Below are 25,842 nucleotides of genomic sequence, written 5' to 3' on the forward strand. Positions count from 1 at the left end.
CAACTCCCTCGCCGACTACCTCACCAAGGTCGGAACCACCGGCCAGAAAACCGAGCAGAACTAAGCATCAGGATTTCTGGCGCATCACACTAGCGATCAGCCGCCGTGGAGGCCCCACTCGTCGAGGCCACCGTAGACATGGGCTTCAATGCCTCCCGGGGCGTCCATGCTGACGGCCTCGCCGCGGTAAAGGGCGATGAGTGAGTCCTTGCCCCGCCACCAGGTGTCGGTCAAGCCCCGCACCTCAAGTACCGGCTCGTACCCTTCGAGGTCCAGGGAGTCGACGGCCTCGCCGGTGATTCTCGTGATGGTTTTGGCCCAGCGTCTCGCGTGGCTGGCCAGTGCCAACGACTCCACCCAGCCTTCGGTACTGGCATGCAGCGGTGCCCAGCGATAGCCATGAATCCCGAACTCGCCACTGGGGCTGATCATGAATCCGTAGGCCATGGAATATCGGCAGTCCCCGGCCGGGATCCACCAGCCCTCAGTGGCCGTGCCCTCGGGAAGGTCCGCGCCCAGGACGCGTGGGCCGCTCTCGTAAAACGGTGCCGGCGGCAGCGCGAGACCGCCCCAACGGTCGTCGAAAGCCACCGCGCGATCGATCTCCGCGGCCGGGACGCCGTGCTCGATCCAGGCGTCGCGAAGACTCCCGATGTCCTGCCGGGCGACACGGATGCCTTCCGACTCGACGAACGCCTTGGCCCTGCGGGTCAAACCGGCCGGCGCAACCGGGACGGGCGATACGGGGTTGGCAGCCATCATGGTGCCGGAGTCTACGGGCGAGGTCTGGTAGCACCTCGGGCGGAAGCCCGCCCGCTCCTTTGCGGCCCAGTACATGGGCCCCCACCAACAAGCGTCCTCAAGAGTAAACTTTCACGCTCAATCACCCGCGGTCCCGGGGACCGCCATAAGAAGCGACGTCTTAAAGATGAGGCCACGCCTCAAAGCCTGCGTTCAAGCTACGGATCAGATGTTGTCACTGGCCCGTAGCTCTGTCTTTCGCCGGCGGGCGTAGCCGTCAAAGTCTTGCTTAATGGCCATGATGTCCTCGACGCGGATGCGGATAGGCCCGCAGTGCAGGGCGTCGCAGGAGCGGGGGAAGGTGCCGTCGATAAGGGAGACGCCGCTGAGCACCACACCCGCTACCTCATCCACCGCAGTGCACAGGACTGGATGGAACGAGCAGTCCTCGTAGATGTCACCTACTTGGATGTCGTTCGGATTACCGGGGTTCGTCGTGCCATTCATGGGACCAGACTTCCACGAGCGCCTGTCTGACGGTGTGACAACGCCGATGCACACCGACACGAGCACGGACGTGTATGGACTTTCAACGCAGGTGAGCGCTACACCAACCCAAGGCAGCGTCTCCACCCGACTTGCTTCGGGACGAAGCAGTCCCCGTGCCACTGCCGTGCCACATCGTGCGGTCAGCCACGGTCAACAACGGCTCGTAGCAGTCGAGAAGCACCGATTATCTGGGCTGCCGCTACAGCCGTAGTGACCTAGGCGGACACGCTGAAGAGCACGTCCGCCCTTACAAGGCGGATGTGTGCGGTTCGGAACCGTCAGCGCCTCGTCGGGAAAGACCCCCAGCCGATCACGGCTGGGGGTCTTTGATGCCCGGATCTGGCATCGGTGCCGGAACTATTCGCGCCGCAAGCGTTCCGTGAGCCGGTCTATTTGGCCGACGGGCCATGCGGAGACAACGCGGCGCGGGCCCCGGCCTCACAGGATCCGCGCCGTGGATGCTGCATCACTGCTTACTGCACGTCGACAAAGTCGGCGGTGGCGGTGGCGGTGTTGGTGGTGGAGGTGCCGGCGAAGGACCAACGCCAGTAGCCGTCGGCGGCGGCCTTGACGGTGGTCTTCAAGGCACCGCCGGCACCCGTGGTCACCGTCTTGACCGTGGTGTAGGTGCTGGTGCCCTTCTTGCGGAACTGCAATTTCGCCGGCTGGCCGGTGTAGCCGGCGTACTTGTAGGTCTCCCAGTCGGCACGGGTCAGGCTGCCGCTGACGGTGAGGGTCTTGCCCTTCTTCACCGGCTCCGGCGAGGCGTTGACCGTCAGCTTGGCGTAACGCTTGACCTGCACCGTGGCGGCGACGTCCTTGCTGACGTAGTCCCAGTCGTTGCCGCTGGCACTGGCCCTCACCTTCCAGGTCCCGGCCGTGGTGTTGTCCTGGGGATCGATCCGCGGGTTCATGGTCAGGGTGAAGGTGCAGGTGGTCGTGGTGGCGTTGTGGGCCACGCAGTCGCCGGACACGTCGTCGGGGACCACGAGCCCGTAAGGGTCGTCGGGCATGACCTGGCCGGGCCCGTGCCACAGCACGGGGAAGGTGTAGTCCTCCTTGATGCCCGAGTCGTCGGTGGCGGTCACCGCGATGGTGAAGGTCTTCGGGTTCGTGGTGCCCAGGACGATGTCGGACCCGCCGTTGACGACCACCTTGGTGATTTTGGTGTCACCCACGGCCTCGTCCGCCTGAGCGGCGCCCGAAACGGCGAACGCGGACAGGACCAGGGCACCGGCAACGGCGGCCACAGTGGAGCGCTTACGCATAAGTGTGTTTCCCCCACACTCTGGTGACCCCGAGACACCCGAGGCCAAAGCTGGCGAGGCGCATCCGGCGCGGGGGAGGTCGGGTCGCCCGGGTGAGGGCGGCCTGATCCGCCTCGGATGCCGGACGGCACCGAGGACGACTGCCGAACCCCCGGGACAGTTGTACCGCGGAGAGATCTTTTTTGACACCGCTTGCCAGGACCCCGGCCGGTCTTCCCATGAGTGCCGGCCAAGAGCGTGGCGGGTATGGAAGCACGTGAACTGCACTGTGTCCGGGCGACGTTGGCCCGATTCGCCGCTGATGTGTTCGCCTCGAGCAGCCGCAGTGACCGCAGGCTACCGCCAACACGCCACAACGGCCGATTGGCCGCCCACCTGACCGCAGTGGCCTCTCAGCCGAGAGGCCGGGACGAAGAGGCCGTGCCGCCAGACCCATGCCGGATCGTGCGGGGAACACCGGGGAACCAAGCCGACCTTGCCCCAGGAGCCGACACCACTCAGCAGCAGGTCAGCCTCGGAGCAAGCCCTAGATCACCTCAGCTTCCCAAGCTGAGAGTGCGAGTTCGATTCTCGTTACCCGCTCCATGTGAAACCCCCAGGTCGATGACCCGGGGTTGGCAACTGTTGCCCGTTGACTGTGTGTAAGCGTGTTCTGGTGTGCGTGAGCGAGTGTCAACGGTCTCCGCTCGTATGAGACGTGGGAGGGAACGGGAGTTCTTTTCTCGAATGCGTGACCTCTGTGGCCGATGGTCGTTGGATGGGTGACGGGCTGTTCGGGCCGGACGGGGCTGGGGTGAGCGGGTTGGGGGATCTGAGGTCGGTGGGGGCGTCGTTCGTGGTGCCCGGCCCGTCGGGTGTCGCGGTCCGGGACCGGCTCAAGGGCCTCACCAATGAACGGGCGCGCGCCGCAACCGCACCACAAGGACCGGCCGGCTGCCCTTCTCGTCGGCCGTCAGGCAGCCCTCCTCAAGCACGGCACGGCGAACAGGGAGCCACGGAATCGTGCGCGCCCTCGTGGCACGTGCAGAAAAGGAGGGTGAGCGGCCATGCTCGGCCGTTCACCCTCCTCTTGCGGAAAGCCCTAGAAAGCGATGTGAGGACTCGTCAGGGCTGCCCCGAAGTAGCCCTTCACGCCGTGAACGGTGATGCCGGCGCTCTTGCCGCACAAGCTGGTGGAACCTCTGAGGACGGGGCCGGCGGTCGAGCCGCGGGCGATCCACAGGCAACCGTCACTGTTCTCCGTGGGAACGCCGACGACCGTCTCGGGCTTGCCGTCCTTGTCGAGGTCGGCGAGGTGAACCGACGCTCCGAACTCGTCGCCGGTCTCAGCGGTGCCGGGCACGTCGGCTGTGTTCTGGGTGTATCCGACTGCCTTGGTCGTGGTCAGACCCGTGGCGGAGCCGCGCAGCAGGACGGCCGAGCCGGCCGCCTCGTGCGTACCGACCCCTTCACCGGGGACACCGACGAGGACATCGGCGTAGCCATCGGCGTTGATGTCGCCGACGCTGAGCGACTGGCCGAAGCGGTCGCCGTTCTCCGCCGTGCCGGGAACCCCCGCCGTGTCCTGGTGGAAGATCTTCGGCCGCTGGTCGGCGGTGATGCCTTTCGCGCTTCCGTAGAGAACCTGGATCTCGCCGCCGCGGTGCGCGGCACCGGGCATGTTCATCGTGGATTCGTCATCCGCGATGCCGGTGACGAGGTCACCGTAGCCGTCGCCGTTGATGTCGCCGATCTGGCCGGCGTAGCCGTCGGCGAACGGCAGTTTCGTGGGCCAGGTCGTCATGGGGTCGTCGCCGATCGGGCCGTTGTCGACGAGCACGGATCCGCGGACGTCGTCGTCCGAGGGGCCGGGCAGCCAGAACCGTTCCGCCCTGCCGTCGCCGTTCACGTCGCCCATCACCAGACTGCGGGAGTTGGCGCGCCATTCCTGGTACTGGGTGGCGGCCTTGCCGGTGCGGGTGAAGGGGCCCGTGTAGGAGGACGCCTCGCAGCGCGAACCGATGCCCACTTCCGGGGCGCCGTCCCCGTTCATGTCTCCCGTGGCCAGGGACATCCCGAATCCGCAGTAGGTCATGCCGTCCCCGAACCCGGAGGGCGCGGAGATGCTCGAACCTCCCTGCAGGCCATGGGGCCCGCCCCACACGACGGTCACGGAGCCCCGGGACTTCTTGCCGTCGACGTCTTCGTCGGGAGTGCCGACGATCAGATCCGCGTATCCGTCCCGGTCCAGGTCGGCGCCGGCAACCGCCGAGCCGAACCCGTCCTCGTCCTCGGGTGTACCGGGGATCCCGGCCGTCGCCTGCGTGATCACGGTCCGCCGCGTGGCACTCACGGATGACGCCGCCCCGTACAGGACGACCACGGCACCGGCTCCCTCCACCGATCCGTCGGCGGCCCCGGGGGCGCCCACGACCAGGTCGCGATAGCCGTCACCGTTGAAGTCGTCCTGGACAGCGGCGGTGTTGGCACCCTTGTAAGGAGCGGTCGCCGAAGCCGTCGCCGGAGTGAGAGTGACGGCGAAGAGGGGGGCGAGCACGGCCATGGCCGTGACTGCTCTGTGCAACGGAACTCCTCATGCGGGACGACAGGGAGGCGAGAGCTGCATAACTTCAGGCTCGAGCCCCTCACTTGACCCGCGAGAACGCCGCAAGGTTGTACGCGACTGCCACAGATCGAGGAGCTCGGCCGAGCCGGTACGTGTCTTCGAGTTCCTGCCGATCGGCAGGAAGAAGGACACCCGTCGTGGACCCCACCACCCCTGGTCGGCCACAAGGCACGCGTCTGCCGCCGTACAACCATCCCGCTGCGCCGGCCGTCTGTTCACGCAGGTCAAGAGATTGATCGAATCGCTCGGTCCGGTGCGGAGAAAAGCACGACGGGCCCTCGTCCCACTTGAGGAAGCACATGTACAGACGGGTCACGCCCGCAGTTGTGGCGGTCTGCGGTTCCCTGGCTCTGGGCGGACTCGCGGCGCCTGACGCAAGTGCGACCGGCAATGGGCCGAAGATCACCGAAGTGGTGGTCAACGGAGGCAAGAACATCGTGGTGGGCCCCACCGCCGCCACGTCCTTCACCGCGACGGTGACCGCCTCCGACCCTGCCGGCGTGAAGGAGGCTTGGCTCGACTTCTGGCACGGCAGCGGCTCCTACGACGACCACGACGGCGGGATCGCCCGCTCCGGCGAGCTCAGGTGCACCACATCGAGCTCCACCACAACCGCCTGTACGTCTTCCTTCCAGGTCAAAGCCAATGCCAGGGCCTGGACCAACGAAGTCACCAACGCGTTCGCCGGCACCTGGCACGTCAGCGCGAGCGCGTTTTCCGGCGCCCGGGTCCAGTCCTCGGAAGAGTCCTACGGCACTGTCAAGGTGCAGCGCGCCTCCCGGCTCACCGTCGATGCCGCACCCGAGCCAGTGACGAAGGGCAAGACCGTCACGGTCGCGGGAAAGCTCTCGCGTGCGAACTGGGACACGCACAAGTACGCCGGCTACTCGGGCCAGTTGGTCAAGCTGCAGTTCCGCAAGAAGGGCAGCACCACCTACAGCACGGTCAAGACCGTCACCACAAGCACCACAGGCACAGTCAAGAGCACGGTGAAGGCTTCGGTCGACGGGTACTACCGCTACTCCTTCGCCGGCACATCGACTACGCCGGCGGTCAACTCCGCCGGTGACCTCGTCGACGTGAGGTGACCGGCGACGAAGCCGGGTCGATCGCCGCGGTGGGGTCGACGTCGAGCCGTCTCGGTTTCCGGCTCGACGTCAAGGCTTCGTACCGACCGGCCAGGGCCCGTGCCCTTCTCCGCGTCTTGCCGAAGGTGCTGCGCTGGACGGGAGTTCCCTCCTCCTCGGCGAAGACCGGGCCGTCGGGCCCCGCCCCTTTGTGCTGCCGCCCTACACTCCAGCCCCATGCCGCACCGGAACCAGCCCGCAGGCTCTGCCGATGAGCAGTTGTCGATCATCGACACCCTGATCGCCCAGCCGTTCCCCGAGGGGAAGGGGGACGTGAAGACGGAACACGGTTGGAGCGGGGCCGGTTTCCACATGGCCGTCCTGCGGGAGACCCAGGATTTCTGGGAGGACCGAAGCCCCGAAATCGTCGAGCCGGCGGTACAGGAGCTGGAGGTGGACCTCACTGCGCTGGCCGGCATTCTGACCGGGCGCTGGGGAGATCCGACCACGGTCGACCTGTGGCCGTATCTCGGACTCGACGACCCGGACTACCCCGACACCGAGCCCGCGCCAGAGCCTCTGCTCTCCTTGTGCGGCCTCGCCGCCAACCTGCTGGCATGGCGGATACCGTCCACCGGCCGTTGGCTCGGGCTCACGATCGGGCAGGCCGACAGAGAGTTCCCGTTCGAACTCCTCGCCGCCGTCGGCGGGGAGTCCTCGTTCCCACGATGAGCGGCATCGCCGCCCGCACCACGGACCCGCGCGCGCCATCGTCCACAGGACGCAGCGTTACGACAGGACCCCATGCAGGACCGTCCCGTCACCCTGCGCTTTTCCCCGCGGCCGGCGCCGACCGTCAGGGTCGCCTGCCTCGGCTTCCCGGACACGGCGGATCAGCCCATCCGGTCCGACCGGCCGGACCGAGTCCACCCCGATGCCGGCGCCCCATGGTTCCCGCCGGCCATGGTCCCGCATGGGTTCACCGACCGTCGCCGGTTCCGCCATGGAACCTCGTCAGCGCAAAGATGATCAGGAGGTCGAGCGCCATCACGGAGATGGACCACACCGGGTAGTACGGAACGAACATGAACTGGGTGATCAGGCTGATCCCTGCCGTCACTACGCCGGCCCCACGACCCCAGCTCCTGTTCGTCAGGACCCCCAGACCGGCGATGACCAGCCCCACTCCGACCACGAGGTGGATCCAGCCCCAAGCGGCCAGGTCGAATTGGTAGGTGTAGCTGGAGGCGGAGAACAGGTTGTCCTGTGCGGTGCCGGACACGCCCATGAGAATGCTGAGCGGCCCACTGAGCATGAGAACGGCCCCGGCGAACAAGGACGGTCCGCCGATCTTGCCGCTGTCGGGTCCCCCACGCCCTCCCCGTGTCTCTTCGGGAACTGCTGTCATGGGCCGCTGCCTTCCTGTCCAGCGCGGTCGCCGGCGCACAGCGCCCGCGCGAAGCCGGCCACGCTCTCCTGCCAGGATCGCCGCGATCCTTCGGGGCCGCGACTGCAACCCGCCATGGGGGACCGCGGTCTCCTACCGCACTGCCCGGTGCCCGGCCTCGGCCGGACCGGACCGTTTCCCGGCGCATCGCCCCTCACGAGATCGCCACGCGTAGAAGGGCACCACGCCGGCTTTTCTCCGCCCGCCCCCAGGCTCCGTCGGCCCGTGATTCCCCGGCGCCGGACAGAAGTACTTGATACAGCCATCGATCTTCTGCATACCGACTGTTCAGTTTGGCCAGAGTCTGGCGCAGGTCCATAACTGATGGGTAGCGTGCGCTCACCCCCCGCTTCCCTTCGGCCCCGTATGGGTCCATGAGTCGCATGAGGAGAAACGGGATGCCAGATCCGTTCCCGTACCCGGAGTACCAGCCGCACCGGCCAGGGGCGCCGTACCACCCCGCGCCTCATTCCTCCTCCGATGTCATCCACACGTGGCAGCCGCATCAGGAGTTCGACCGTGGGACGACGTCGCCTCGTACGGGACTCGGTCACCACAGCGACCTGCGTCTGTTGCGCCGCGCCTACCGCACCCAGCGGCGCGTGGCGACGTTCACGGCGCTCGGATACTTCACGCTCTTCCTCGTGCTGTCCGCGTTCGCACCGTCGTTGATGACGGGCACCGTCTCGGGCGGCCTGTCCACGGGTCTGCTGCTCGGACTGCTCCAGGTACCCGTCACCTGCCTGTCGGTCGGGCTGTACGAGCACACCGCGCGCCGCAGGGTCGACCCGATCGCGGACCGCATGCGCAAGCAGGCCGAGCTGGCCGAGTCGACCGTGAAGCGGGGAGTGGCACAGTGAGCGGGTTCAGCAGTTCCACTCAGGCGATGTCTTTGGTGGCCTTCACGACGGTCGCCACGATCATCCTGCTGCTGTGCGTGATGACAGGACCTGACGGTGACGACCTCGACGAGTTCTACACCGGGTACGGATCGCTGTCGCCGATGCGCAACGGCCTCGCCATCGCCGGGGATTACATTTCCGCGGCGACGATCCTGTCCACGGGCGGGGTGATCGCGCTCGACGGGTACGACGGCATCGTCCTGGCGCTGAGCATAGCCCTCTCCCTCATGCTGCTGATGTTCCTGCTGGCCGAACCGCTGCGCAACGCGGGCCGGTTCACCATGGGCGACGTGCTCGCGCGGCGGATGCCCGGCCGCAAGGTGCGCATCGCCGCGTGTGTGGCGACGATCGCGGCCCTGCTGCCGATGATGCTCATCCAGCTCGCCGGCACCGGCGATCTGCTGGCGTTCATCCTCGGCTTCTCCACTGACTCGCTGAAGACCGGATGCATCATCGGGATCGGCGCACTGATGATCAGTTACGCGGCCATCGGCGGCATGAAGGGCACCGCCCTCATCCAGGTCTTGAAGATCGTGATGCTGTTCGGCTCCGGCGCGGTCGTGGCCGCGCTGATCCTGCGGCAGTTCGACTGGGACCTGGGCAAGCTGTTCGCCGCCGCGGCGGCGAACAGCGGTGTGGGGTCGTCCTTCCTGCACTCCGGTCTCGAGTTCGCCGGTGGCCCCAGCCCCCGGCTCGACATGATCAGCTCGGAGCTCACCGTGATCCTCGGCGGCGCCTGCCTGCCGCACGTCACCATGCGCATGTACACCGCGACCAGTGCGCGTCAGGTGCGCCGGTCGATGTCCTGGGCGGTGTCGTGCGTGGCGCTCTTCATGCTGATCTGCACGGTCGTCAGCATCGGGGCAACGGCGCTGATCGGGCGCACCACGATCGCCGGCGCCGACCCGACGGGCAGGACCGCGTATCTGCTGGGCTCACGGGCCGCGCTCGGAACGAGTATTTCGACGTCCGAGACGTTCCTGTTCACCATGGTCACGACGGCGCTCTTCCTCACCCTGCTCGCATCGGTCGCCAGCATGATCCTGGCCTGCGCCAACACCCTCGCGCACGACCTGCTCACGCCCCGCGAGGCGACTCCCCGTCGTGAGATGACCATCGCCCGGATCTCCGCCCTGGCGGTGGGCGCCCCCACCATCCTGCTGGCCACCCTCGTCCAGCACCACAATCTGCAGCCGCTGGCTCTGCTGTCGGCCTCCATCGGTGCGTCCGCACTCGCACCGGCACTGGTCTACAGCCTCTTCTGGCGCCGCTACACCCGCACGGGTCTGCTGTGGACCCTGATCGGAGGCACGCTCGCCACCCTCGTCCTCATGACCGGCACCAACCTCGTCTCCGGTTCCCCCTTCTCCGCCTTCCCGGACTCCGACTTCAACTGGTTCCCGTTCACCACCACCGGCCTCGTCTCCATACCCCTGGGCTTCGCTCTCGGCTGGGCGGGGACAAAGATCTCCGGGCGGCAGAAGGCGGAGGAGCAGCGCCGGCAGTACGAGGCGGTCGAGGTACGGATTCTGGCGGGGTCGGCGAGACAGAAGAGCTGAATCGCGCCGAAAGCACCGTCCGGGCAGCCCGGGCACCGGCACGGCCGGTGCCCGGGCGCCGGTACGACCCGGCCGCATGTCAGCCTCGGAGCACCCCCCGGACGCCCGCGGCTTCCCGAGCCGAGAGCGCGGGTTCGATTCTCGTCACCCGCTCCATGGACAAGGCCCGGGTCACAGACCCGGGCCTTGCTGCCACCCACCGTGCTCACTCGCCGCGTGCCGGATCCGTGTCCGGTCCGCTACAGCGCCGTCGCGGAGATTCCCTGGTCCGCCGTCATCGCGGCTTCGGCCTGTTCCGCCTCTCCCTTCGCGGCCAGGGCATTGGTGGCGGCGTTGAAGCGCTCCATGGAGGTGGGGCGGTCGGAGCCCAGGACGTACTCCTTCAGGGTCCGGCGGTCGAGGACCATCGAGTCGGTGTGCGGAGCGCGCACCGAGTCGAGGATCTCCGGGAGACGGGCGCAGTCGCGGTCGAGGAGGTAGGCGCCGCCCGCGGTGGTGTACGCGGCCCGGAACTCGTCGTCGGGCAGGTCGTGCGCGTTGGTGAGGACATACGGCTTGAGGCTGGCCACGAAGTCGGCGACCACCGAGGAGACGTCGCTGATGAGGATGTCCGCCTGGTTGAAGCACTCGTAGAGGTTCGGCAGTTGACCGAGGATCACGTTGTGGCGGACGGCGCCCTGGCTCTCCCAGAAGATCCGGTGCCACTCGGCGCGCAGTTCCTGCCACTCGGCCGCTCCGGCTCGGTCGGGAACCCGGGCCTCACGCATCTGTTCGGCGGCGTCACCGCGGAGCCGGCCGGCCAGTTCGTCGAGGCGGGCCCGGATCTCCTGCAGACGGGGCCGTACGGCGAGGGTCGCGGCCTCGGCCTGCGCGGGGTCGCGCCGCTCGTTGTCGGCGCGCAGCAGCGCGCGGATCGTCCTGTCGGCCTCCGCCGCCTGAGCCGAGCGCTTGCCGGTGAGCGGGTGCGGCTTGTAGATGATCCGTACGTTCTCCGCCAGGAGCTTTTCGATCAGGGGCACGCCCATCGGGATCAGAGAGGTGTGGCAGTCGTCGTCGCTCCAGCCTTCCCAGGTGGGCGCGTAGAGGACGACGGGCAGAGGACCGGGGACGTGTTCGGCGTGCGGGCGGATCGGGGACAACTGCGGGCGCCCCACCTCCACGATCGCGCTGTCACTGATCGCGTGCCGCACCCGCTGGTAGCGGTCCCGGCCCGCGCGGCCGGCCACCCAGATCTCGTCGTACACCTTGCTGACCCGGTTGCTGCTGGCGAGCTTGTCGCTGTCGCCGTGCCCGATGAACACGTGCTTGGCCTCGGCCACGCGGAGCATGTGGACGTTCTTGCCCGCGTTGCCGGGATACAGCACGACCCGGACGCCGGACAGTTCGAGCTCGGCCAGGTTGTCGGCCTTCGGTACGCAGACGACCGGGATCCAGGTACGGCTCAGGTGGCGGAACGAGGCGTTCTCCCGAAGGATGATCACCGGACGCAGGTCGAGCTGCTCCAACGTCTCGATCCACATGTTGACCTGGTACATGAAGTCGCGGGATACGGCCGCGAAACTGAAGTAGAGCGCCACCTCCGGCCGGTACTCCGCCAGTTGGCGGTTGACCTCGGCGAACACCTCGTCCCGTACGGGCATCCGGCGCGCCCTGCGGTACTGGCCCAGCAGCGCGAGGACGGCCACCGTGGTCACACCGGCGGTGAGCGCGAAGCCCGCGTAGGCCGGCTCCCAGGTGCCTGCGACGAGCGCGGCGAGGAGCCCGACGTGGGCCGGCAGGTCCAGGTGCAGGAGTTTGCGCACGTGGCGTCTGAACAGGACGGCGGGGGGCTGCCGGGGTATCGGCAGCGCGCTCAGGTCGAGGTTGCGCACCATCAGCGGCAGCACCCGGCGCCGGCGGATGGCATGGTGTACCGCCGTGTACAGCATCATCATCGCGAAGTGACCGCTGACGACCACGAGGGCGGTCACCAGCCACACGCCCGGCGCGCCCATCCGGCTGGCCAGCGCGAGCAGCATCACCGTGCGAACCGCGAACCGCATGGTCCGATCGAGATGCAGCGCCGCCAGTCGGCGCACGAAACTCGGAGCGCGCGCGTGCAGCACCTCGTCCACCGCGTACGTCACGGCCGACGCCGCCGCGAAGCCCCACAGGGACGGCAGCAGGGCGACAACCGGCAGTGCGACGAAACCGGCGCCGAGCAGGAGCACGAGAAGCAGGTCGATCACCCCGCGCACACGTAGGACTCCACACAACCGACGGATCACCATGGGCGGAACTTCCTCATCCGAGACGTTCGCCCCGATGGGCGACCTGTATGCCAGTTCGACTCGGAAAGACCGTAAAGAGTTGTACACCCGATCTATAGAAAAAATTCATCTTCTGTTCGGGAAGGCCTGAGGCTGCTCCGCCACCGTCGATGGACGGCAACGGCCGCGACGTCCACGGCTGTTCGATGCCGGTGGAACGGCAGTGACGTCCTGTCAGACACTCGACGGCACCGGACGGTTGTACCGATACGGATGGGGACATGCCCGTCGCAGCCGGAACCGCGCGCCCGGCCCGCGGACGGGGTCCAGCCGTTCGCGGGCCGGCTGCTTTCGCCCGAGCCGTCGGCTGGAGGTTCGCCTGAGCCGCCGCCCGGAGGGATGAGGGCTCTTGGGTCAGCCGCGCAGGGCGGTGCGGCGGCGGCGCCAGGCACGCCGGGTCCGGCTGAGGCGCATGAGCCGGTCGACGAGGGCGTGCGGCATGCGCTGTGCGTCGTGCGCCAAGTCCTCGAGACCGCGCAGCAGTTGCCGCCCTTCCGCGCCCATGATCTCGCGCTCACGCAGCACGAACGGCGCAACCGCCTCCCACACGCTGACCACCCGGCTCCGCAGCAGCGCCGTCATCTCGTCGTCCACGATGTCGACCAGCCGCAGCACCGCAATGTTCTGGTAGTAGTACACGATGTCGTACACCTGGCGGCGTACGTCTTCAGGCAGCCCGGAAAGACCCAGTGCCGGGTCGTACTCGACGGGCAGCCGACGCGACACGAACCAGTAGCGGTCGTGGAACTCCACCGAGCGGAAGTCCGCGAGCAGGTCGACGTACGCCGGCAGCTGGTTGCTCCGGCGCTGCAGACCGGCTTGCGAGACGGCCGAACACAACGTGACGAACAGCGCCACCGCCGACAGTCCGGTGGCCACGAGATTGAACACCAAGACGTCGCCCCCTGGTCCGCCTGCCCTGTGCAGCCCGCCTTCCCCATGGTGTCCCGTAGCGGACAGCCGTGCAGGCAAGTCCCCTAAAACTGCCCTAAAACCGCCGGGTCGCGCGGCGGCGGATCAGCAGGACCGTGCCCGCACCGGCGGCGAGGGCCGCGGCGGCCGCGCCCGCGAGGGGGAGAGCGGAACCGGCGCCGGTGCTCGCCAGGCCGCCACCGGTGGACGAGGAGCCCGAGGACCCCGCCGACGCGGTGCCGCCCGTGGACGTGGTGCCGCCCGTGGACGTGGTGCCGGAGCCGCCGGTGGAGGACGTCGAGCCGGCACCTCCCGTGGAACCGGCACCTCCCGCGGAGCCGCCGCCCGTGGAACCTGCCCCGCCCGTCGAGCCGTTGCCTCCCGTCGAGCCGTTGCCGTCGGCGTCGAGGAGGAACACGGCCGTGTCGTTCTTCTTGTTCTTGTCGAACGGGCGCGCCTTCGCCTCCAGGGTCACCGAACCCTTGGCCCCGGGAACCGACTTGGCGATGCGCAGGTTGAACGGGAAGGTGTACGTGGTGTTCTCGCCGGCCCAGTAGACGCTGCTGGGAATGCAGCTGTAGCTGCCGACGTCGACCTTCTTGCAGTAATCGGGCTTCTGGCTCACGACCGTTCCCGCGGGCATCTTGACCAGGACATGGGTCACCGCGCCGTTCTCGCCGTTGTCGGGCATCACCCAGGCCGGTCCCGCGTTGGTGAACTTCGCCTCCAGCGTGACCATCTGCCCGACGCGGCGCGTCAGTTGTGCCGCCACCTGGAAGTCGGCCGTGTTCACCGCCGTCACCGGGAAACCTGCATAGTCATCGGCGGGGTTCTTGACCGGCCCGAAGTCGTGCAAAGGAGTGGTCGAGGGCAGCTCGACCAGCTTCACCGCGGGTCCGGTCCCGGGCACGTCGTCGACAGGTCCGCTCTCGGAAAAACGGGGGTCGTGGTCGCTGACCAGTACAGAGACGTACTCGTACAGTGCGTGGCCGAGGACGTCCAGCGACAGCGTCTTCTCCGGCGCGTAGACGGCGCCGGCCTCCACCGGCTGGTCGAACTCGCAGGTCACGCTGTACTTGCCGGGGAGTCCTTCCTCGTCGCTGGGGACCGCGGGGGCACCCGGGGTCTCCCTACGGGAACGTTCGCAGTTGGAAGGCAGTTCCTGGTGGGTCAGTCCGCGGCTGAAGCTGTAGGACAGCCAGACCTTGTCGAGTGTCTCCGTGCCCTTGTTCGCGAAGGCGCCCGGCGTCTCGAAGCTGCCGCCGGGCTTCACGCCGGTGACCGGCTTCAAGAGACCCAGCACGAGACCGGGCCGGGTGTTGTCGGCCGAGGCAGGCGCCGCGGCCAGGGCGGCCAGGGCGACGGCACCGATCACGGCGGAGATTCTGCGCAGCGGGCGGCCGCGGTCGGCAACAGTGCGGAGCATGGGGGATCCCTTGCGGTAAAGCGACGGAGGCGTCCGGGCGAACTGCCGGAAACAGCAGTTCCGCCGCGTCAGACACCGCATGACACCGAACGGTTGTACGGCACTCGCGATGAGCGTGATCCCGCGGGCGTCACGTCGGAGAGATGAGAACGCCCACGTCAGCAGTGACCCGTGCGGCAGACGGCACGAAGGCTTCGCTTCCCGTCGGGGTGGCGCTCGGAGATCAGGGCCGGCAGCCCGCCCGGCCCGCCTCCTCACCGCACCTGAGCGAACGGCCGGGCCACCGGCGCCCCTCCCGGCCCGAATGGTCATGCGCAAGTAAAATGTTAGGATCCGGCCACTCGCCTGGGGGGTGACTGAACGTCAACCGCTCCGCACGTCTGTGACCTGCGGTGCGATGACGCACGCGCGCATCTCCCGGGGCCTTCGCCTGACATCCCGGAGAGATCCTGCATGGGCAGACGTGCGCTCGTACGAGGCGCCACCGCCGCCGTTGTTTCCTTCACGCTCGCCCTCGGGCTCGGCCCGCTGACGGCCGGCACCGCGCACGGTGCAACGGTCACCGGAGAGGTGGTCGTGCCGGCCGCCACGTCCCTGGTCCCCCGGACGGGCCTGCTGAGCGCGGGCCCCTCGGGATTCCTCCGGTACGAGGAGGGGCGCGGCCAGCTGTGGACGACGTACGACGGTGCCGACACGGTCGTCGACGCCTCGGGCACGGACGCGTACGGCGTCACGAGCGTCACGAGCGCCGGCGCGGGGTCGGACGTCGTCGCCCGTTACGACAGCCCCACCAGGACCGTCACGCTGCGGAACATGACGTCCGGCCGGACCGACACGGTCCCGCTGCCCGACGGGTACGCGTACTTCAGCACGCTCGGGTCGACCGTCGTCACGACGACGGGAACCCCGGGCGACTCGCTGTGGCACCTGCTGGACACCCGGGCCGACGGCTCCGTCTCCGACCGCCTCGTGGAGGGCGTGCCCTCCGGCGTCTACACGGAGTCCGCCGCCGGCCTGGGCGACGCGCGCGGACAGGTGGTGCGGTACCGCAAGGGCGACGACGAGGTCACGGGGTGGCTCGACGTCGAGCAGGCGCGCTTCACCGCCCTGCCGTACGAGGTGCTGCCCTGGTACGACATGGTCGCTCTCAGCCCCACCCACCTGGTGTGGTGCTACGACGGCGTCCTGCACGTCGCCTCCCGCCAGAACCCGGGTGCCGCCGTGCGGACGGTGCGGGTCGGCGAGATCTCGCAGGTGATGGGCCTGGTCGGCGACACCGTGATCGTGGCCCGGTACGACTCCTCCCTCGGCCGCAGCGACACCGGCCGCGCGGTCCAGCGGGTCGAGGCCGTCCCGCTCGACGGCTCCGCGCCGCGGACGCTGCTGGCCCGGACGTCGGTACGGGCCGTGCCGACCCCGGACGGCGGACTCCTGGTGCCGGGCGGCACCGACACGGACCACTGGGGCGTCTCCCTGGTCGAGGCCGCCGCGGGCGGTGGGGTCACCGTACGCAAGATCGCGAACGCGTACCCCCGCAAGACCGTCCACACCGTCACCGGACTGACCTTCGCCCAGGGCCTGCTGACCACCATGGAGCTGGATCCCGTGGGTGACTGGACGTATCTGCACACCCGTGAGACGAGCGTGTCCGGCTCCCTCACGGCAGGGGCGCGCACCGACCGCGGCCGCGTCGTCATGGAGGACTACACACAGGGCCGACCGCGTCTCCTCGACACCGGCGACGGCCGCACCGTCGTCACCGGCTACGGCTCCGACCCCGAATACGGCCCGACCGCCGGCGACCAGCCCCAGGTCCTCGCGGCCGACCGGTCGATGCCCGGCACCCGGATCGACGGCTCCCGCACCTACCGGACCGCGACCGCCGCGAACGGCCGCTTCGCCGCCCTGGTCGGGCCGTACGACAGCAACGACGTGTCCGAGACCCGGATCGTCGACATCGACTCCGGGCGCACGGTGTTCACGACGACGCAGACCGTGCGGGCGATCTGGGGCACCACCGCGTGGGTGATGTCCGGCAACGACACCGTGGTCCCCTACGACCTGCTCACCGGACAGCAGGGCGAGCCCGTGTGGTTCGGGCGCGGCTGCCTGCTGAACGACTTCCAGGCGGTCGGCCGGTGGCTGCTGTGGAACTGCGTCCTGGGCTCCGAGGGCCAAGGCGTCTACGACACCGTCACCAAACGGAACCTGACGCTCGTGAAGGGCTCCGGCTGGGAGCAGGCGCAGCTCGGCGACGGCTTCGTGGCGACGGTCGAGGCCGGGAAGCTCGAGGTGATCGACGTACGCGGTGGAACGGCCGTGTCGCACACCGCCGGGGCGTTCGAGGGCAACGCCTGGGACGTCGACCCGTACACCGGCGTGATCGCCCAGCTCCGCTCGGACAACAGCATCCGGCTGACCTCCAGCGATGTCCCCGTCTCCGCCCTCGTCCTGCGTGACGCGAGCGTCGCCGCCTCGGCCGACGTCAAGGGCGGCGCCGCGCCGTGGGGTCCGAAGTGGTGGCCGAACAAGCCGGCGGCCTCCTGGAAGCTGGAGATCGCCGGCCGGGCGGGCACGGCCGTGCGCACGCTCTCCGGCGGTCCGGCGCGCGGTGTGGTGAGCCCGTCCTGGAACGGCAAGGACGGCTCCGGCCGACTGGTGCCCAACGGGGCCCACACCTGGAAGCTGACCGTCGCACCCGCGGACGGGCAGGGCGCGGCGCTGACGAGGACCGGCACGGTCAAGGTCACGGGGGCCGCGGCGGTCCACCGCGACTTCGTCGGGTCGGACGGCCTCGGCGAGCTGCTGACGCTGAACGGCTCGGGCGGGCTGACCTACCAGTACGGGACGGGCAAGGGAACGTTCACCGGGAAGCTGACGGGCTCCGGCTGGGCGACGACCGTGAAGGCGGTGCCCTTCGGCGACCTGAGCGGTGACCGCTGCAACGACGTCCTGGTGCGGTTCGGCAGCGGCGCCCTGCGCGCCTACCGGCCCGCGTGCGGAGCGGCGGTCACGCCGTCCACCGCGTACACCTCGCTGGGCACGGGCTGGAACCAGTACGACGTGCTGACCTCGCCCGGGGACCTCAGCGGTGACGGCCGGGCCGACCTGATCGCCCGCCAGTCCTCGACCGGCGACGTCTACCTCTACAAGGCGACGAGCACGGGCAAGCTCTCCACCCGGGTGAAGATCGCCTCCAAGTGGACGGGCTACAAGAAGATCGTGGGCGCGGGCGACCTCGACGGCGACGGTCACGGCGACCTGCTGGCGCAGGACAGGTCGAACGTGCTGTGGCGGTACGCCGGCACCGGGGCCGGCACGTTCAGGAGCCGCGTGAAGGTCTTCGCCGGCTGGGGCTCGTCGTACGACGTGGTCGTGGGCGTGGGCGACGTCACCGGTGACGGCAGGGCGGACCTCGTCTCCCGCGACACCTCCGGCACCGTCTGGCGCAACAGCGGCGACGGCAAGGGCTCCTTCGGCGGCCGTACGAAGATCGCCACCGGCTGGCAGGGGTACAAGGGCCTGTTCTGAGCCCGCCCGCGCCACAGCGAGCCCCCTCCCGACCGGGAGGGGGCTCGCTGCTTCCCGGCCGACGCGGCGGGACCTTCCGCGGACCGCGCCGCACCCGCCGAGGACTGCCGGGGCGGGCCGGTGCGCGCGGCCGGAGGGTCGGCGGATCAGCCGGTGCGGCTCCGGACGTCCCGCGGGCCGGTGCGGGCGTGTGCGGGTGTGTCCGTCAGCGTGGCCGCGATCAGGAGGAACAGCCCGACCAGGGCGGCGGGAACGGCGGCCGTCAGCCAGGGGTACGGGCCGCCGGTGACACCGCCGGTCAGCAGCAGGACCGCCGTGGTCACGCCGACGGCGAGTCCGCTGCCGGCCAGGACGGCGAAGGCGGTACGGCCGTTCCGCGGGCGGTCCTCGACGGCGGCGGACCCGCTCCTCAGCTGTGCCCAGTGGCGCGCCGCCTCCTCGGCCTCGCGCCGGCGGCGTACGGCCGCACGGGTCCGCAGACCGAGGGTGACGGCCGTACCCGCCGCGGCGGTGAGGGCGAGGACCGTCCATGTCCCGGTCACCAGGAGCAGGACGGCGATCGTCCCGGCCGTGCCCCACCCGCTCACGCAGGCCGCGGCCGCGTCCCGGCGGGAGCGGGGGCGGTCGGCCCCCGCGCGCAGATCGGCGAGGGCCGGGACGTACCAGACGCTGCCGGACACCGTCAGCAGGGCGGCGCCCAGCGCCAGAACGGGCTGCGCCATGGCTCAGTGCACCGCCTCGGCCGCGGCGATCTCCGGGTGGTGCAGGTCGAAGGCCGGGGACTCGGAGCGGATCTTCGGCAGCGAGGTGAAGTTGTGCCGCGGCGGCGGGCACGAGGTCGCCCACTCCAGCGAACGGCCGTACCCCCAGGGGTCGTCGGTCTCCACCTTCTCGCCGTACTTGGCCGTCTTCCACACGTTGTAGAGGAACGGCAGGATCGACAGTCCCAGTAGGAACGACCCGATCGTGGAAAGGGTGTTGAGGGCCGTGAAGCCGTCGGAGGCGAGGTAGTCGGCGTACCGGCGGGGCATGCCCTCGACGCCCAGCCAGTGCTGCACGAGGAAGGTGAGGTGGAAGCCGACGGTGAGGGTCCAGAAGGTGATCTTGCCGAGGCGCTCGTCGAGCATCTTGCCCGTCATCTTCGGCCACCAGAAGTGGAACCCGGCGAACATCGCGTACACGACCGTGCCGAAGACGGTGTAGTGGAAGTGCGCCACGACGAAGTACGAGTCGGAGACGTGGAAGTCCAGCGGCGGTGACGCCAGGATGACCCCGGTCAGCCCGCCGAAGGTGAAGGTGATCAGGAAGCCCACGGTCCACAGCATCGGCGTCTCGAAGGACAGGCTTCCCTTCCACATGGTGCCGATCCAGTTGAAGAACTTCACCCCTGTCGGCACCGCGATCAGCAGGGTCATGAAGGAGAAGAAGGGCAGCAGCACACCGCCGGTCACATACATGTGGTGGGCCCACACCGTCACCGACAGGCCGGCGATCGCGATGGTGGCGCCGATCAGGCCCATGTAGCCGAACATCGGCTTGCGGGAGAAGACCGGGATCACCTCGGAGACGATGCCGAAGAACGGCAGGGCGAGGACGTACACCTCCGGGTGACCGAAGAACCAGAACAGGTGCTGCCAGAGCAGCGCGCCGCCGTTCGCCGGGTCGAAGACGTGGCTGCCGAACTTCCGGTCGCACTCGAGCGCGAACAGCGCGGCCGCCAGCACCGGGAAGATGATCAGGACCAGGAGGCCGGTGAGCAGCACGTTCCAGGTGAAGATCGGCATGCGGAACATGGTCAGACCGGGGGCGCGCATGCAGACGATGGTCGTGATGAAGTTGACCGCGCCGAGGATGCTGCCGAAGCCCGACAGCGCGACGCCCATGATCCACATGTCGGCGCCGAGCCCCGGCGAGTGGACGGCGTCGGACAGCGGTGCGTACAGGAACCATCCGAAGTCGGCCGCCCCGCCCGGGGTCAGGAAGCCGAACGCCGCGATCGAGGACCCGAACAGGAACAGCCAGTAGGCCAGCATGTTCAGCCGGGGAAAGGCCACGTCGGGCGCGCCGATCTGCAGCGGCATGATCCAGTTGGCGAAGCCGGTGAAGAGCGGCATCGCGAACATCAGCAGCATGATCGAACCGTGCATCGTGAACGCCTGGTTGAACTGCTCGTTCGACAGGATCTGCAGTCCGGGCCGGGCGAGTTCGGCGCGCATCAGCAGCGCCATGACACCGCCGACCAGGAAGAACGCGAACGCCGTGACCAGGTACAGCGTCCCGATCCGCTTGTGGTCGGTGGTCGTCAGCCACTCCACCCACGACGCGCGGGCGGGGCTCCCGGCGGCCGTCCCGCCGGTCCGCCCGGCCACCTCGCCGGCCGTACGAGCCGGGCCGGCCGCCGACGCCTCGCCGGCCTGGGCCGGGACGATCGCGTCGGCCGCGTCGGCCGCGGCGTTCTCCTCGGCCGCGGAGACCGTGGCGTGCGGTCGCGCCGCCTCCACCGGGTGCATCTGTGCCTCGTCCACCGGACGATTCCCTCCCCTTCTCCTCATGTCCCGCCCCTGACGCGTGTCCCGCTCATGGCACACGTCCCGTTCATGGCGTCGGCGGCCCGGGAAGCGGGCGCGCACGGGGTGGACGCGGTGGCGCTTCCCGGCCGCCGCCTCATGATCGGCGCGGGGGCACGGGGGCCGGATAGGGCCGAACAGCCCCCGCGAAGGCCCTGCCGGAAGGGCCCAACGGCCCCCTCTTTCCCCGTGACCGGTGGCCGACGGGCCCCGTGCCGGCGCCTGCGCGGGGTCCTCGCCCACGGGACCGGACAGCAGCCCGGGTTCGGCGCCCGACCCGGCAACTGCCGGACGGCGGCGCGGAGGTGAGGCGAGGGCGGAGCGGACGGAAGGGGGGCGGGGACCACCCGGACGGGTGGTCGCCCGGGTGTCCCTCCGGCCCAGGTTCCTTGGGCCGTTCGGCCCTATCGGCCCGGGGCGGCGAAGTGATCTTCTGGCCGGGCGGCCGGGTGCCCCCGCCCACACGACTCCCGTTCCCCCCGTGCGGGAAAGGGGCCGGAGCACTCGGTACGCGCCAAGAACGGCTCCTGCCGGTACGGACCGCACCGGCCTGGTGAAGGTTGCCGATGAACAGCCGGTCCTCAGGGAGGCTCAGTTGCGGCGCAGCTTCGTCACGATCTTGCTGGTGCTGGCGATCGGCGCCACGATCGGCTCACTCGCGTACCCGGTCTTCTACTCCTACCCCCACCGTTTCGACGCGGTGAAGGCCGCCGTCGCCGACCCCGGCCCCGTGGTGAACACACCGTGGGGACCGCTGAGCACGGCCGACCGCGACCTCGTGGCACAGGTCGAGGTGGACGGGCTGTGGGAGATCTCCGCGGGCCGGCAGGCGGCCGACCGGGCCCCCACACAGGCCGTCAAGGAGGCGGGCGACGAGCTGGTGACCGGCCACACCGATCTCGACAAGCGCGTACGCACCGTGGCGGCCAAGCTCGCCATCACGCTGCCGACCCAGCCGACCGCGGAGCAGCAGGGCTGGCTCGCGCAGCTGACGGCGGCCCAGGGCGACGCGTACCGGCGGGAGTTCGCGAACCTGCTGCGCGAGGAGCACGGCAGGATCTTCCAGCAGCTCGCGCAGGTGCGCAGCACCACCCGCAACACGCTGATACGGGATCTGGCCACGGTCACCAACCGGACCGAGCTGGCCCACCTCTCCGCGCTGGAGAAGACCGGATACGTCGACTTCGGCACCGTCGCGCACGACGCGACGGCCTCTCCGGCCGCGGCACCGACGCAGGTTCCGGCGCCGGCCGCGTCGTGAGCACCGGCCGCGCCCCGCACCGTCGGGGCGCGGCGGACGTGCGTGTCCGAGGGCGCGGCGGACGGTTCAGCGGGCGATCGAGCAGTTCCCCCAGGCGGTGGCCAGGGCGTGGGGGATCTCCGGGATGTCGCCGCAGCCGTGCGGACCCGGCGGGAGGCCGTCGGTCGCGACGTAGACCCAGCCGGCGCCCGTGTCCCGGAAGTACTTGGTGACACTGCCCTCGTCCTGCATGCCCACGAGTTCCGCCTGGGTGGCACCCGCGACGGGCTGGAAGCGGGTGGCGGCGTAGCGGACGGTGCCGCAGCGACCGTAGAAGAACAGGTGCGGCACCGGTCCGATGTGCTCGAAGTGGGTGACGTCGTGCCGGTACACCCGGGTCACCTCGGCCTTCACCCCGTCGCCGGCCGCCAGGTTGCGGCAGCCCGCGAGGGGCGTGGCCGAACGGCCCGCCGGGGCGGAAGCCCCGTCCGGTGAGCCGGTGGCCGGGCCGCGCGACGGCGTGGAGGTGCCGGCGGGGCCCGCCGAGGGGGATGTGGCCGGGGCGGACGTCCCCACGGCCGCCGGGGCCGAGGAGTTCGCGGAGTTCGCGGAGGACGGGCCGGTGCCCGCGGCGGAGCCTGTGCCCACCGTGTCCTGACACCCCGTCAGCAACATGATCCCGCCGGCCAGCACCAGCACCAGCACCAGCACCAGCACCGACGTACGTCTGAGACCGGACATGTCTCCTCGCTTGCTCTCGACGACTTTGCCCCACAGACAGCTCGGGGCCGCCCGATAGTTGCAGGTTGAAGGATGCGGGATGGTCTCGATTCCGCATCCGGAATTCCGGCCGGCGCCCGCGACGCCGGCCGCCCGTCGCCCACCGCGTCGCCCCTTCCGACGATCGTCGCGAGGATCGCTGCGCGGCGCAGAAAATCTGATTCCGGTGCGTCGCGAAATCTATCTTTGTCACGGTAGACATCGAGCGTCGGCATGATTAGGGTTTCTTGTACAGACCTCGTCGGCTCGGTGGAGTTCACTCCCGGTCCGGCGAGAGATCGACTCCGAGCCAAGAACGGAGGAAGCAGACGCCATCAGGATCGCCCGGCCCCGGAGCATCACGGCCGGGTACGCAAGAACCCGGAATGGACGGTGGTTCCCGGTCACGGCACACACGATCCCCGCTCACCCGCCCCGCAGTCGGGCCCGGTAGCGGAAACAGAAGGTCGGCTCCGCAACGGAGCCGGCAGATGGTGTTCAATCTCCTTCGGGGCCCTGGTGCCGTACGGCAACGGGGCCCCTCGACGCGTGCCACGACGAGGTGAAATGACAGCGGACACTCCACTCGGTGGTCGTCTCGACGACGACGACTATCCCGCGTACACGATGGGCAGGGCCGCCGAGATGCTCGGCACCACACCCGGCTTCCTCCGGGCCATCGGTGAAGCCCGGCTGATCACTCCGCTCCGCTCGGAGGGCGGCCACCGCCGCTACTCCCGCTACCAGCTGAGGATCGCCGCCCGCGCGCGGGAACTCGTCGACCGGGGGACCCCGATCGAGGCCGCTTGCCGCATCGTCATCCTCGAGGACCAGCTCGAGGAAGCCCAGCGCATCAACGCCGAGTACCGGCGCGCCGCGCAGGCGGCGCCGGAGGGAGCCGACGCCGGCTGACCGCGCCCGCGGCCGGACCGGCCGTCCCGCCCGCGCGAACCCGCGTCCCCGGCCGTCACCCCCGATCGGCACGCGTGGGCCGTGTGCGTCCGTGCCCCGGCCGGGATCACGTTGACACGAGGGGTCGCCCAGCGTTGACTGACAGACGGTGTACAGCCCATTCCTCCGGTGCCCGTGGCGGCCGTGATCACCACGGTGACGCCCTTCCGGAACGCCCCGCCCGATCGGCACCCCCGATCGGCACCACCGGTCGTCGCCACCGGATCGCCCTGCGCGCCCGGCCGGTACGACGCACAGGAAGTGGCACACGATGATGTACGACCAGTCACGCGCCCAGCAGCCCCCGGACAGGCAGCCCGGTTCAGCCGGGCGCCGGGTGCCGGGCCCGGAACCACTGCTCGGGGCGGACGAACGCGCCCGTGTCACCCAGCAACTCCACCACGCGCTCAACACGTTCGCGCACAGCCCGCTCGAGGCGCTGGAAGAGGCCGAGACCGCGTTCGACGAGGCCGCGGCCCAGCTCATGAGCGCCCTCACGGAACGCCGTCGCGCGCTCCACGAGGGCTGGCACGGCCAGGACCCCGAGACCCAGGGCGAGGAACTGCGCCACGCGCTGCGGCAGTACCGCGAGATCACCCAGCGGCTGCTGCGCATGTGAACACGCGACACCGCCCCGGGTCTTACGGTGCGGTGACATGGCGGGCGTGGTGATGCCGCCGGACGGTGCGGCGGTTCTAGCGTGCGTCCCATGCGTGTACTGGTCACCGGCGGAGCCGGGTTCATCGGAGGTCGGGTCGTCGCGGCGCTGCGCGCGCGGGGGCACGAGGCGGTCGTGTTCGACCTGCGGCACGAGGACGACGTGCGGGACGCCCGGGCCGTCGCGGCCGCGCTGGACGGTGTGGACGCCGTGTGCCATCAGGCCGCGATGGTGGGCCTCGGCACCGGGTTCGCCGACGCGGTGGAATACGTGTCGCGCAACGACCTCGGCACGGCCGTGCTGCTCGCCCGGATGGCGGACGCGGGCGTGCGGCGGCTCGTGCTCGCCGGATCGATGGTCGTGTACGGGGAGGGGCGGTACGCGTGCGAGCGGCACGGGGTGGTGCGGCCGGGTCCGCGGGCCGTCGCCGATCTGGAGGCCGGACGCTTCGAACCGCGGTGTCCGCGCTGCGGTGCGGAACTGACGCCCGGCCTGGTGGGCGAGGACGCGCCCGTCGACCCGCGCAACGTGTACGCGACGACCAAGCTGGCCCAGGAGCACCTCGCGGCGGCATGGGCGCGTTCGGTCGGCGGCACCGCGGTGTCGCTCCGCTATCACAACGTCTACGGCCCCGGAATGCCCCGCGACACCCCGTACGCGGGCGTCGCCTCCTTCTTCCGGTCCGCGCTCGCCCGCGGCGAGGCACCGCGCGTCTTCGAGGACGGCGGACAACGGCGGGACTTCGTCCATGTGTCGGACGTGGCCGCCGCCAACGTGGCCGCGCTGGAGGCGAGTCCACCGGACGGGTCGCTCACGGTCTACAACACCGGCAGCGGTGAGGTCCGTACGGTCGGCGAGATGGCGTGGGCGCTGTCGGAGGCGTACGGCGGGCCCGATCCGGTCGTGACCGGGGAGTACCGGCTGGGCGACGTACGGCACATCACCGCCGACTCGGCCCGGCTGCGGGCCGGGCTGGGATGGCGGGCGGAGATCGGATTCGCCGAGGGAATGCGGGAGTTCGCGGCGGCGCCGCTGGGCGGGGAACGAACGATCCGGCGGCCGGCGCCGACACCGGCCCCGGCCGCCGCCGACGCGCACACACCGGCCCGGGCGACCTCGGCGGTCCCGGCTCAGGAGACCGCGGTGCCCCCGGCCCAGGCCGCCCTGGCGTCCCCGACCCGGAAGACCCCGGCACCCCCGGCCTAGGGCCTGTCGTCACATTCCCGTCTGCCCCGCAACGCCTGGCACGCTCCCCCGAGCTCTTCGAGCAGGGGCCCCCACTCGCCGCACCGGGCGAAAGCCCAAGTACGTCCAGTACGAGGGCTTCCACCCGGCACGCCGAGAGCACGCA

At 69.8% G+C, this 25,842-nt stretch carries 19 protein-coding genes and 1 pseudogene; 9 read left to right on the top strand and 11 right to left on the bottom strand.

The features are described 5' to 3' along the window. Positions 1 to 96: 96 nt before the first annotated feature. From ACH4S8_RS22565 to ACH4S8_RS22580, 4 genes are all read right to left on the bottom strand, one after another. Complete coding sequence (locus tag ACH4S8_RS22565) at positions 97 to 759, bottom strand: hypothetical protein (protein ID WP_398397345.1); 663 nt, start codon at positions 757 to 759, stop codon at positions 97 to 99. Between the two features lie 207 nt (positions 760 to 966). Further along, entirely contained in the window at positions 967 to 1,248 is a 282-nt protein-coding gene (locus tag ACH4S8_RS22570) for a hypothetical protein (RefSeq protein ID WP_398396732.1), read from the bottom strand. A gap of 515 nt (positions 1,249 to 1,763) precedes the next feature. Then, entirely contained in the window at positions 1,764 to 2,558 is a 795-nt protein-coding gene (locus tag ACH4S8_RS22575) for a calcium-binding protein (RefSeq protein ID WP_398396734.1), read from the bottom strand. 1,081 nt (positions 2,559 to 3,639) lie between these two features. Continuing rightward, the gene (locus ACH4S8_RS22580; RefSeq protein ID WP_398396736.1) at positions 3,640 to 5,121 is read right to left on the bottom strand and encodes a hypothetical protein; all 1,482 of its coding nucleotides are present in this window, start codon (positions 5,119 to 5,121) and stop codon (positions 3,640 to 3,642) included. 341 nt (positions 5,122 to 5,462) lie between these two features. Between ACH4S8_RS22580 and ACH4S8_RS22585 the strand changes: the two genes are divergently transcribed. Both ACH4S8_RS22585 and ACH4S8_RS22590 read left to right on the top strand, forming a co-directional pair. Beyond that, on the top strand, positions 5,463 to 6,251 hold the full coding sequence (locus ACH4S8_RS22585) for a calcium-binding protein (protein WP_398396738.1): 789 nt from the start codon (positions 5,463 to 5,465) through the stop codon (positions 6,249 to 6,251). Between the two features lie 216 nt (positions 6,252 to 6,467). Then, entirely contained in the window at positions 6,468 to 6,962 is a 495-nt protein-coding gene (locus ACH4S8_RS22590; RefSeq protein WP_398396740.1) for a hypothetical protein, read from the top strand. Between the two features lie 247 nt (positions 6,963 to 7,209). On the opposite strand, the gene ACH4S8_RS22595 is transcribed toward ACH4S8_RS22590, so the two are convergent. Next, the gene (locus tag ACH4S8_RS22595; protein ID WP_398396742.1) at positions 7,210 to 7,638 is read right to left on the bottom strand and encodes a hypothetical protein; all 429 of its coding nucleotides are present in this window, start codon (positions 7,636 to 7,638) and stop codon (positions 7,210 to 7,212) included. 437 nt (positions 7,639 to 8,075) lie between these two features. On the opposite strand from ACH4S8_RS22595, the gene ACH4S8_RS22600 reads away from it, so the two are divergent. Then, entirely contained in the window at positions 8,076 to 8,537 is a 462-nt protein-coding gene (locus ACH4S8_RS22600) for a DUF485 domain-containing protein (RefSeq protein ID WP_398396744.1), read from the top strand. Between the two features lie 26 nt (positions 8,538 to 8,563). Further along, the gene (locus ACH4S8_RS22605; protein ID WP_398396746.1) at positions 8,564 to 10,138 is read left to right on the top strand and encodes a cation acetate symporter; all 1,575 of its coding nucleotides are present in this window, start codon (positions 8,564 to 8,566) and stop codon (positions 10,136 to 10,138) included. 239 nt (positions 10,139 to 10,377) lie between these two features. Here the strand turns inward: ACH4S8_RS22605 and ACH4S8_RS22610 are convergent, their stop codons facing one another. The 3 genes from ACH4S8_RS22610 to ACH4S8_RS22620 form a co-directional block, all read right to left on the bottom strand. Further along, positions 10,378 to 12,375, bottom strand: a complete 1,998-nt coding sequence (locus ACH4S8_RS22610) for a hypothetical protein (RefSeq protein WP_398396748.1) — start codon at positions 12,373 to 12,375, stop codon at positions 10,378 to 10,380. 426 nt (positions 12,376 to 12,801) lie between these two features. Beyond that, entirely contained in the window at positions 12,802 to 13,341 is a 540-nt protein-coding gene (locus ACH4S8_RS22615) for a hypothetical protein (protein ID WP_398396750.1), read from the bottom strand. Between the two features lie 94 nt (positions 13,342 to 13,435). Further along, on the bottom strand, positions 13,436 to 14,785 hold the full coding sequence (locus ACH4S8_RS22620; protein ID WP_398396752.1) for a hypothetical protein: 1,350 nt from the start codon (positions 14,783 to 14,785) through the stop codon (positions 13,436 to 13,438). Positions 14,786 to 15,238: 453 nt separating this feature from the next. Here ACH4S8_RS22620 and ACH4S8_RS22625 point away from each other — a divergent pair, with 453 nt between their 5' ends. After that, positions 15,239 to 18,316 (top strand): FG-GAP-like repeat-containing protein, encoded by a 3,078-nt coding sequence (locus ACH4S8_RS22625; protein WP_398396754.1) that lies wholly within the window; start codon positions 15,239 to 15,241, stop codon positions 18,314 to 18,316. A gap of 146 nt (positions 18,317 to 18,462) precedes the next feature. On the opposite strand, the gene ACH4S8_RS22630 is transcribed toward ACH4S8_RS22625, so the two are convergent. Together ACH4S8_RS22630 and ctaD are read right to left on the bottom strand one after the other, a co-directional pair. Then, positions 18,463 to 19,038, bottom strand: a complete 576-nt coding sequence (locus tag ACH4S8_RS22630; protein ID WP_398396756.1) for a hypothetical protein — start codon at positions 19,036 to 19,038, stop codon at positions 18,463 to 18,465. A gap of 3 nt (positions 19,039 to 19,041) precedes the next feature. Next, a complete protein-coding gene (gene ctaD / locus ACH4S8_RS22635) occupies positions 19,042 to 20,826 on the bottom strand; it encodes a cytochrome c oxidase subunit I (RefSeq protein ID WP_398397347.1) in 1,785 nt (594 codons plus the stop codon). A 652-nt stretch (positions 20,827 to 21,478) separates the two neighbouring features. On the opposite strand from ctaD, the gene ACH4S8_RS22640 reads away from it, so the two are divergent. Continuing rightward, positions 21,479 to 22,144, top strand: a complete 666-nt coding sequence (locus tag ACH4S8_RS22640) for a DUF4142 domain-containing protein (RefSeq protein ID WP_398396758.1) — start codon at positions 21,479 to 21,481, stop codon at positions 22,142 to 22,144. Positions 22,145 to 22,210: 66 nt separating this feature from the next. Here ACH4S8_RS22640 and ACH4S8_RS22645 read toward each other — a convergent pair whose 3' ends face one another. Further along, positions 22,211 to 22,864, bottom strand: a complete 654-nt coding sequence (locus ACH4S8_RS22645; protein ID WP_398396760.1) for a hypothetical protein — start codon at positions 22,862 to 22,864, stop codon at positions 22,211 to 22,213. Positions 22,865 to 23,449: 585 nt separating this feature from the next. On the opposite strand from ACH4S8_RS22645, the gene ACH4S8_RS22650 reads away from it, so the two are divergent. The 3 genes and pseudogenes from ACH4S8_RS22650 to ACH4S8_RS22660 all read left to right on the top strand — a co-directional run. After that, positions 23,450 to 23,794 carry a MerR family transcriptional regulator gene (locus tag ACH4S8_RS22650; RefSeq protein ID WP_398396762.1) on the top strand — a complete coding sequence of 115 codons (345 nt, stop codon included), beginning with the start codon at positions 23,450 to 23,452 and terminating at the stop codon, positions 23,792 to 23,794. Between the two features lie 313 nt (positions 23,795 to 24,107). Continuing rightward, the gene (locus ACH4S8_RS22655; RefSeq protein WP_398397349.1) at positions 24,108 to 24,452 is read left to right on the top strand and encodes a hypothetical protein; all 345 of its coding nucleotides are present in this window, start codon (positions 24,108 to 24,110) and stop codon (positions 24,450 to 24,452) included. A gap of 90 nt (positions 24,453 to 24,542) precedes the next feature. Continuing rightward, positions 24,543 to 25,535 (top strand): annotated as a pseudogene (locus tag ACH4S8_RS22660) (NAD-dependent epimerase/dehydratase family protein); the annotation flags it as partial. Positions 25,536 to 25,842 lie beyond the last annotated feature (307 nt).

It is taken from the genome of Streptomyces sp. NPDC021080, from assembly GCF_044333225.1.
GTDB lineage: Bacteria > Actinomycetota > Actinomycetes > Streptomycetales > Streptomycetaceae > Streptomyces.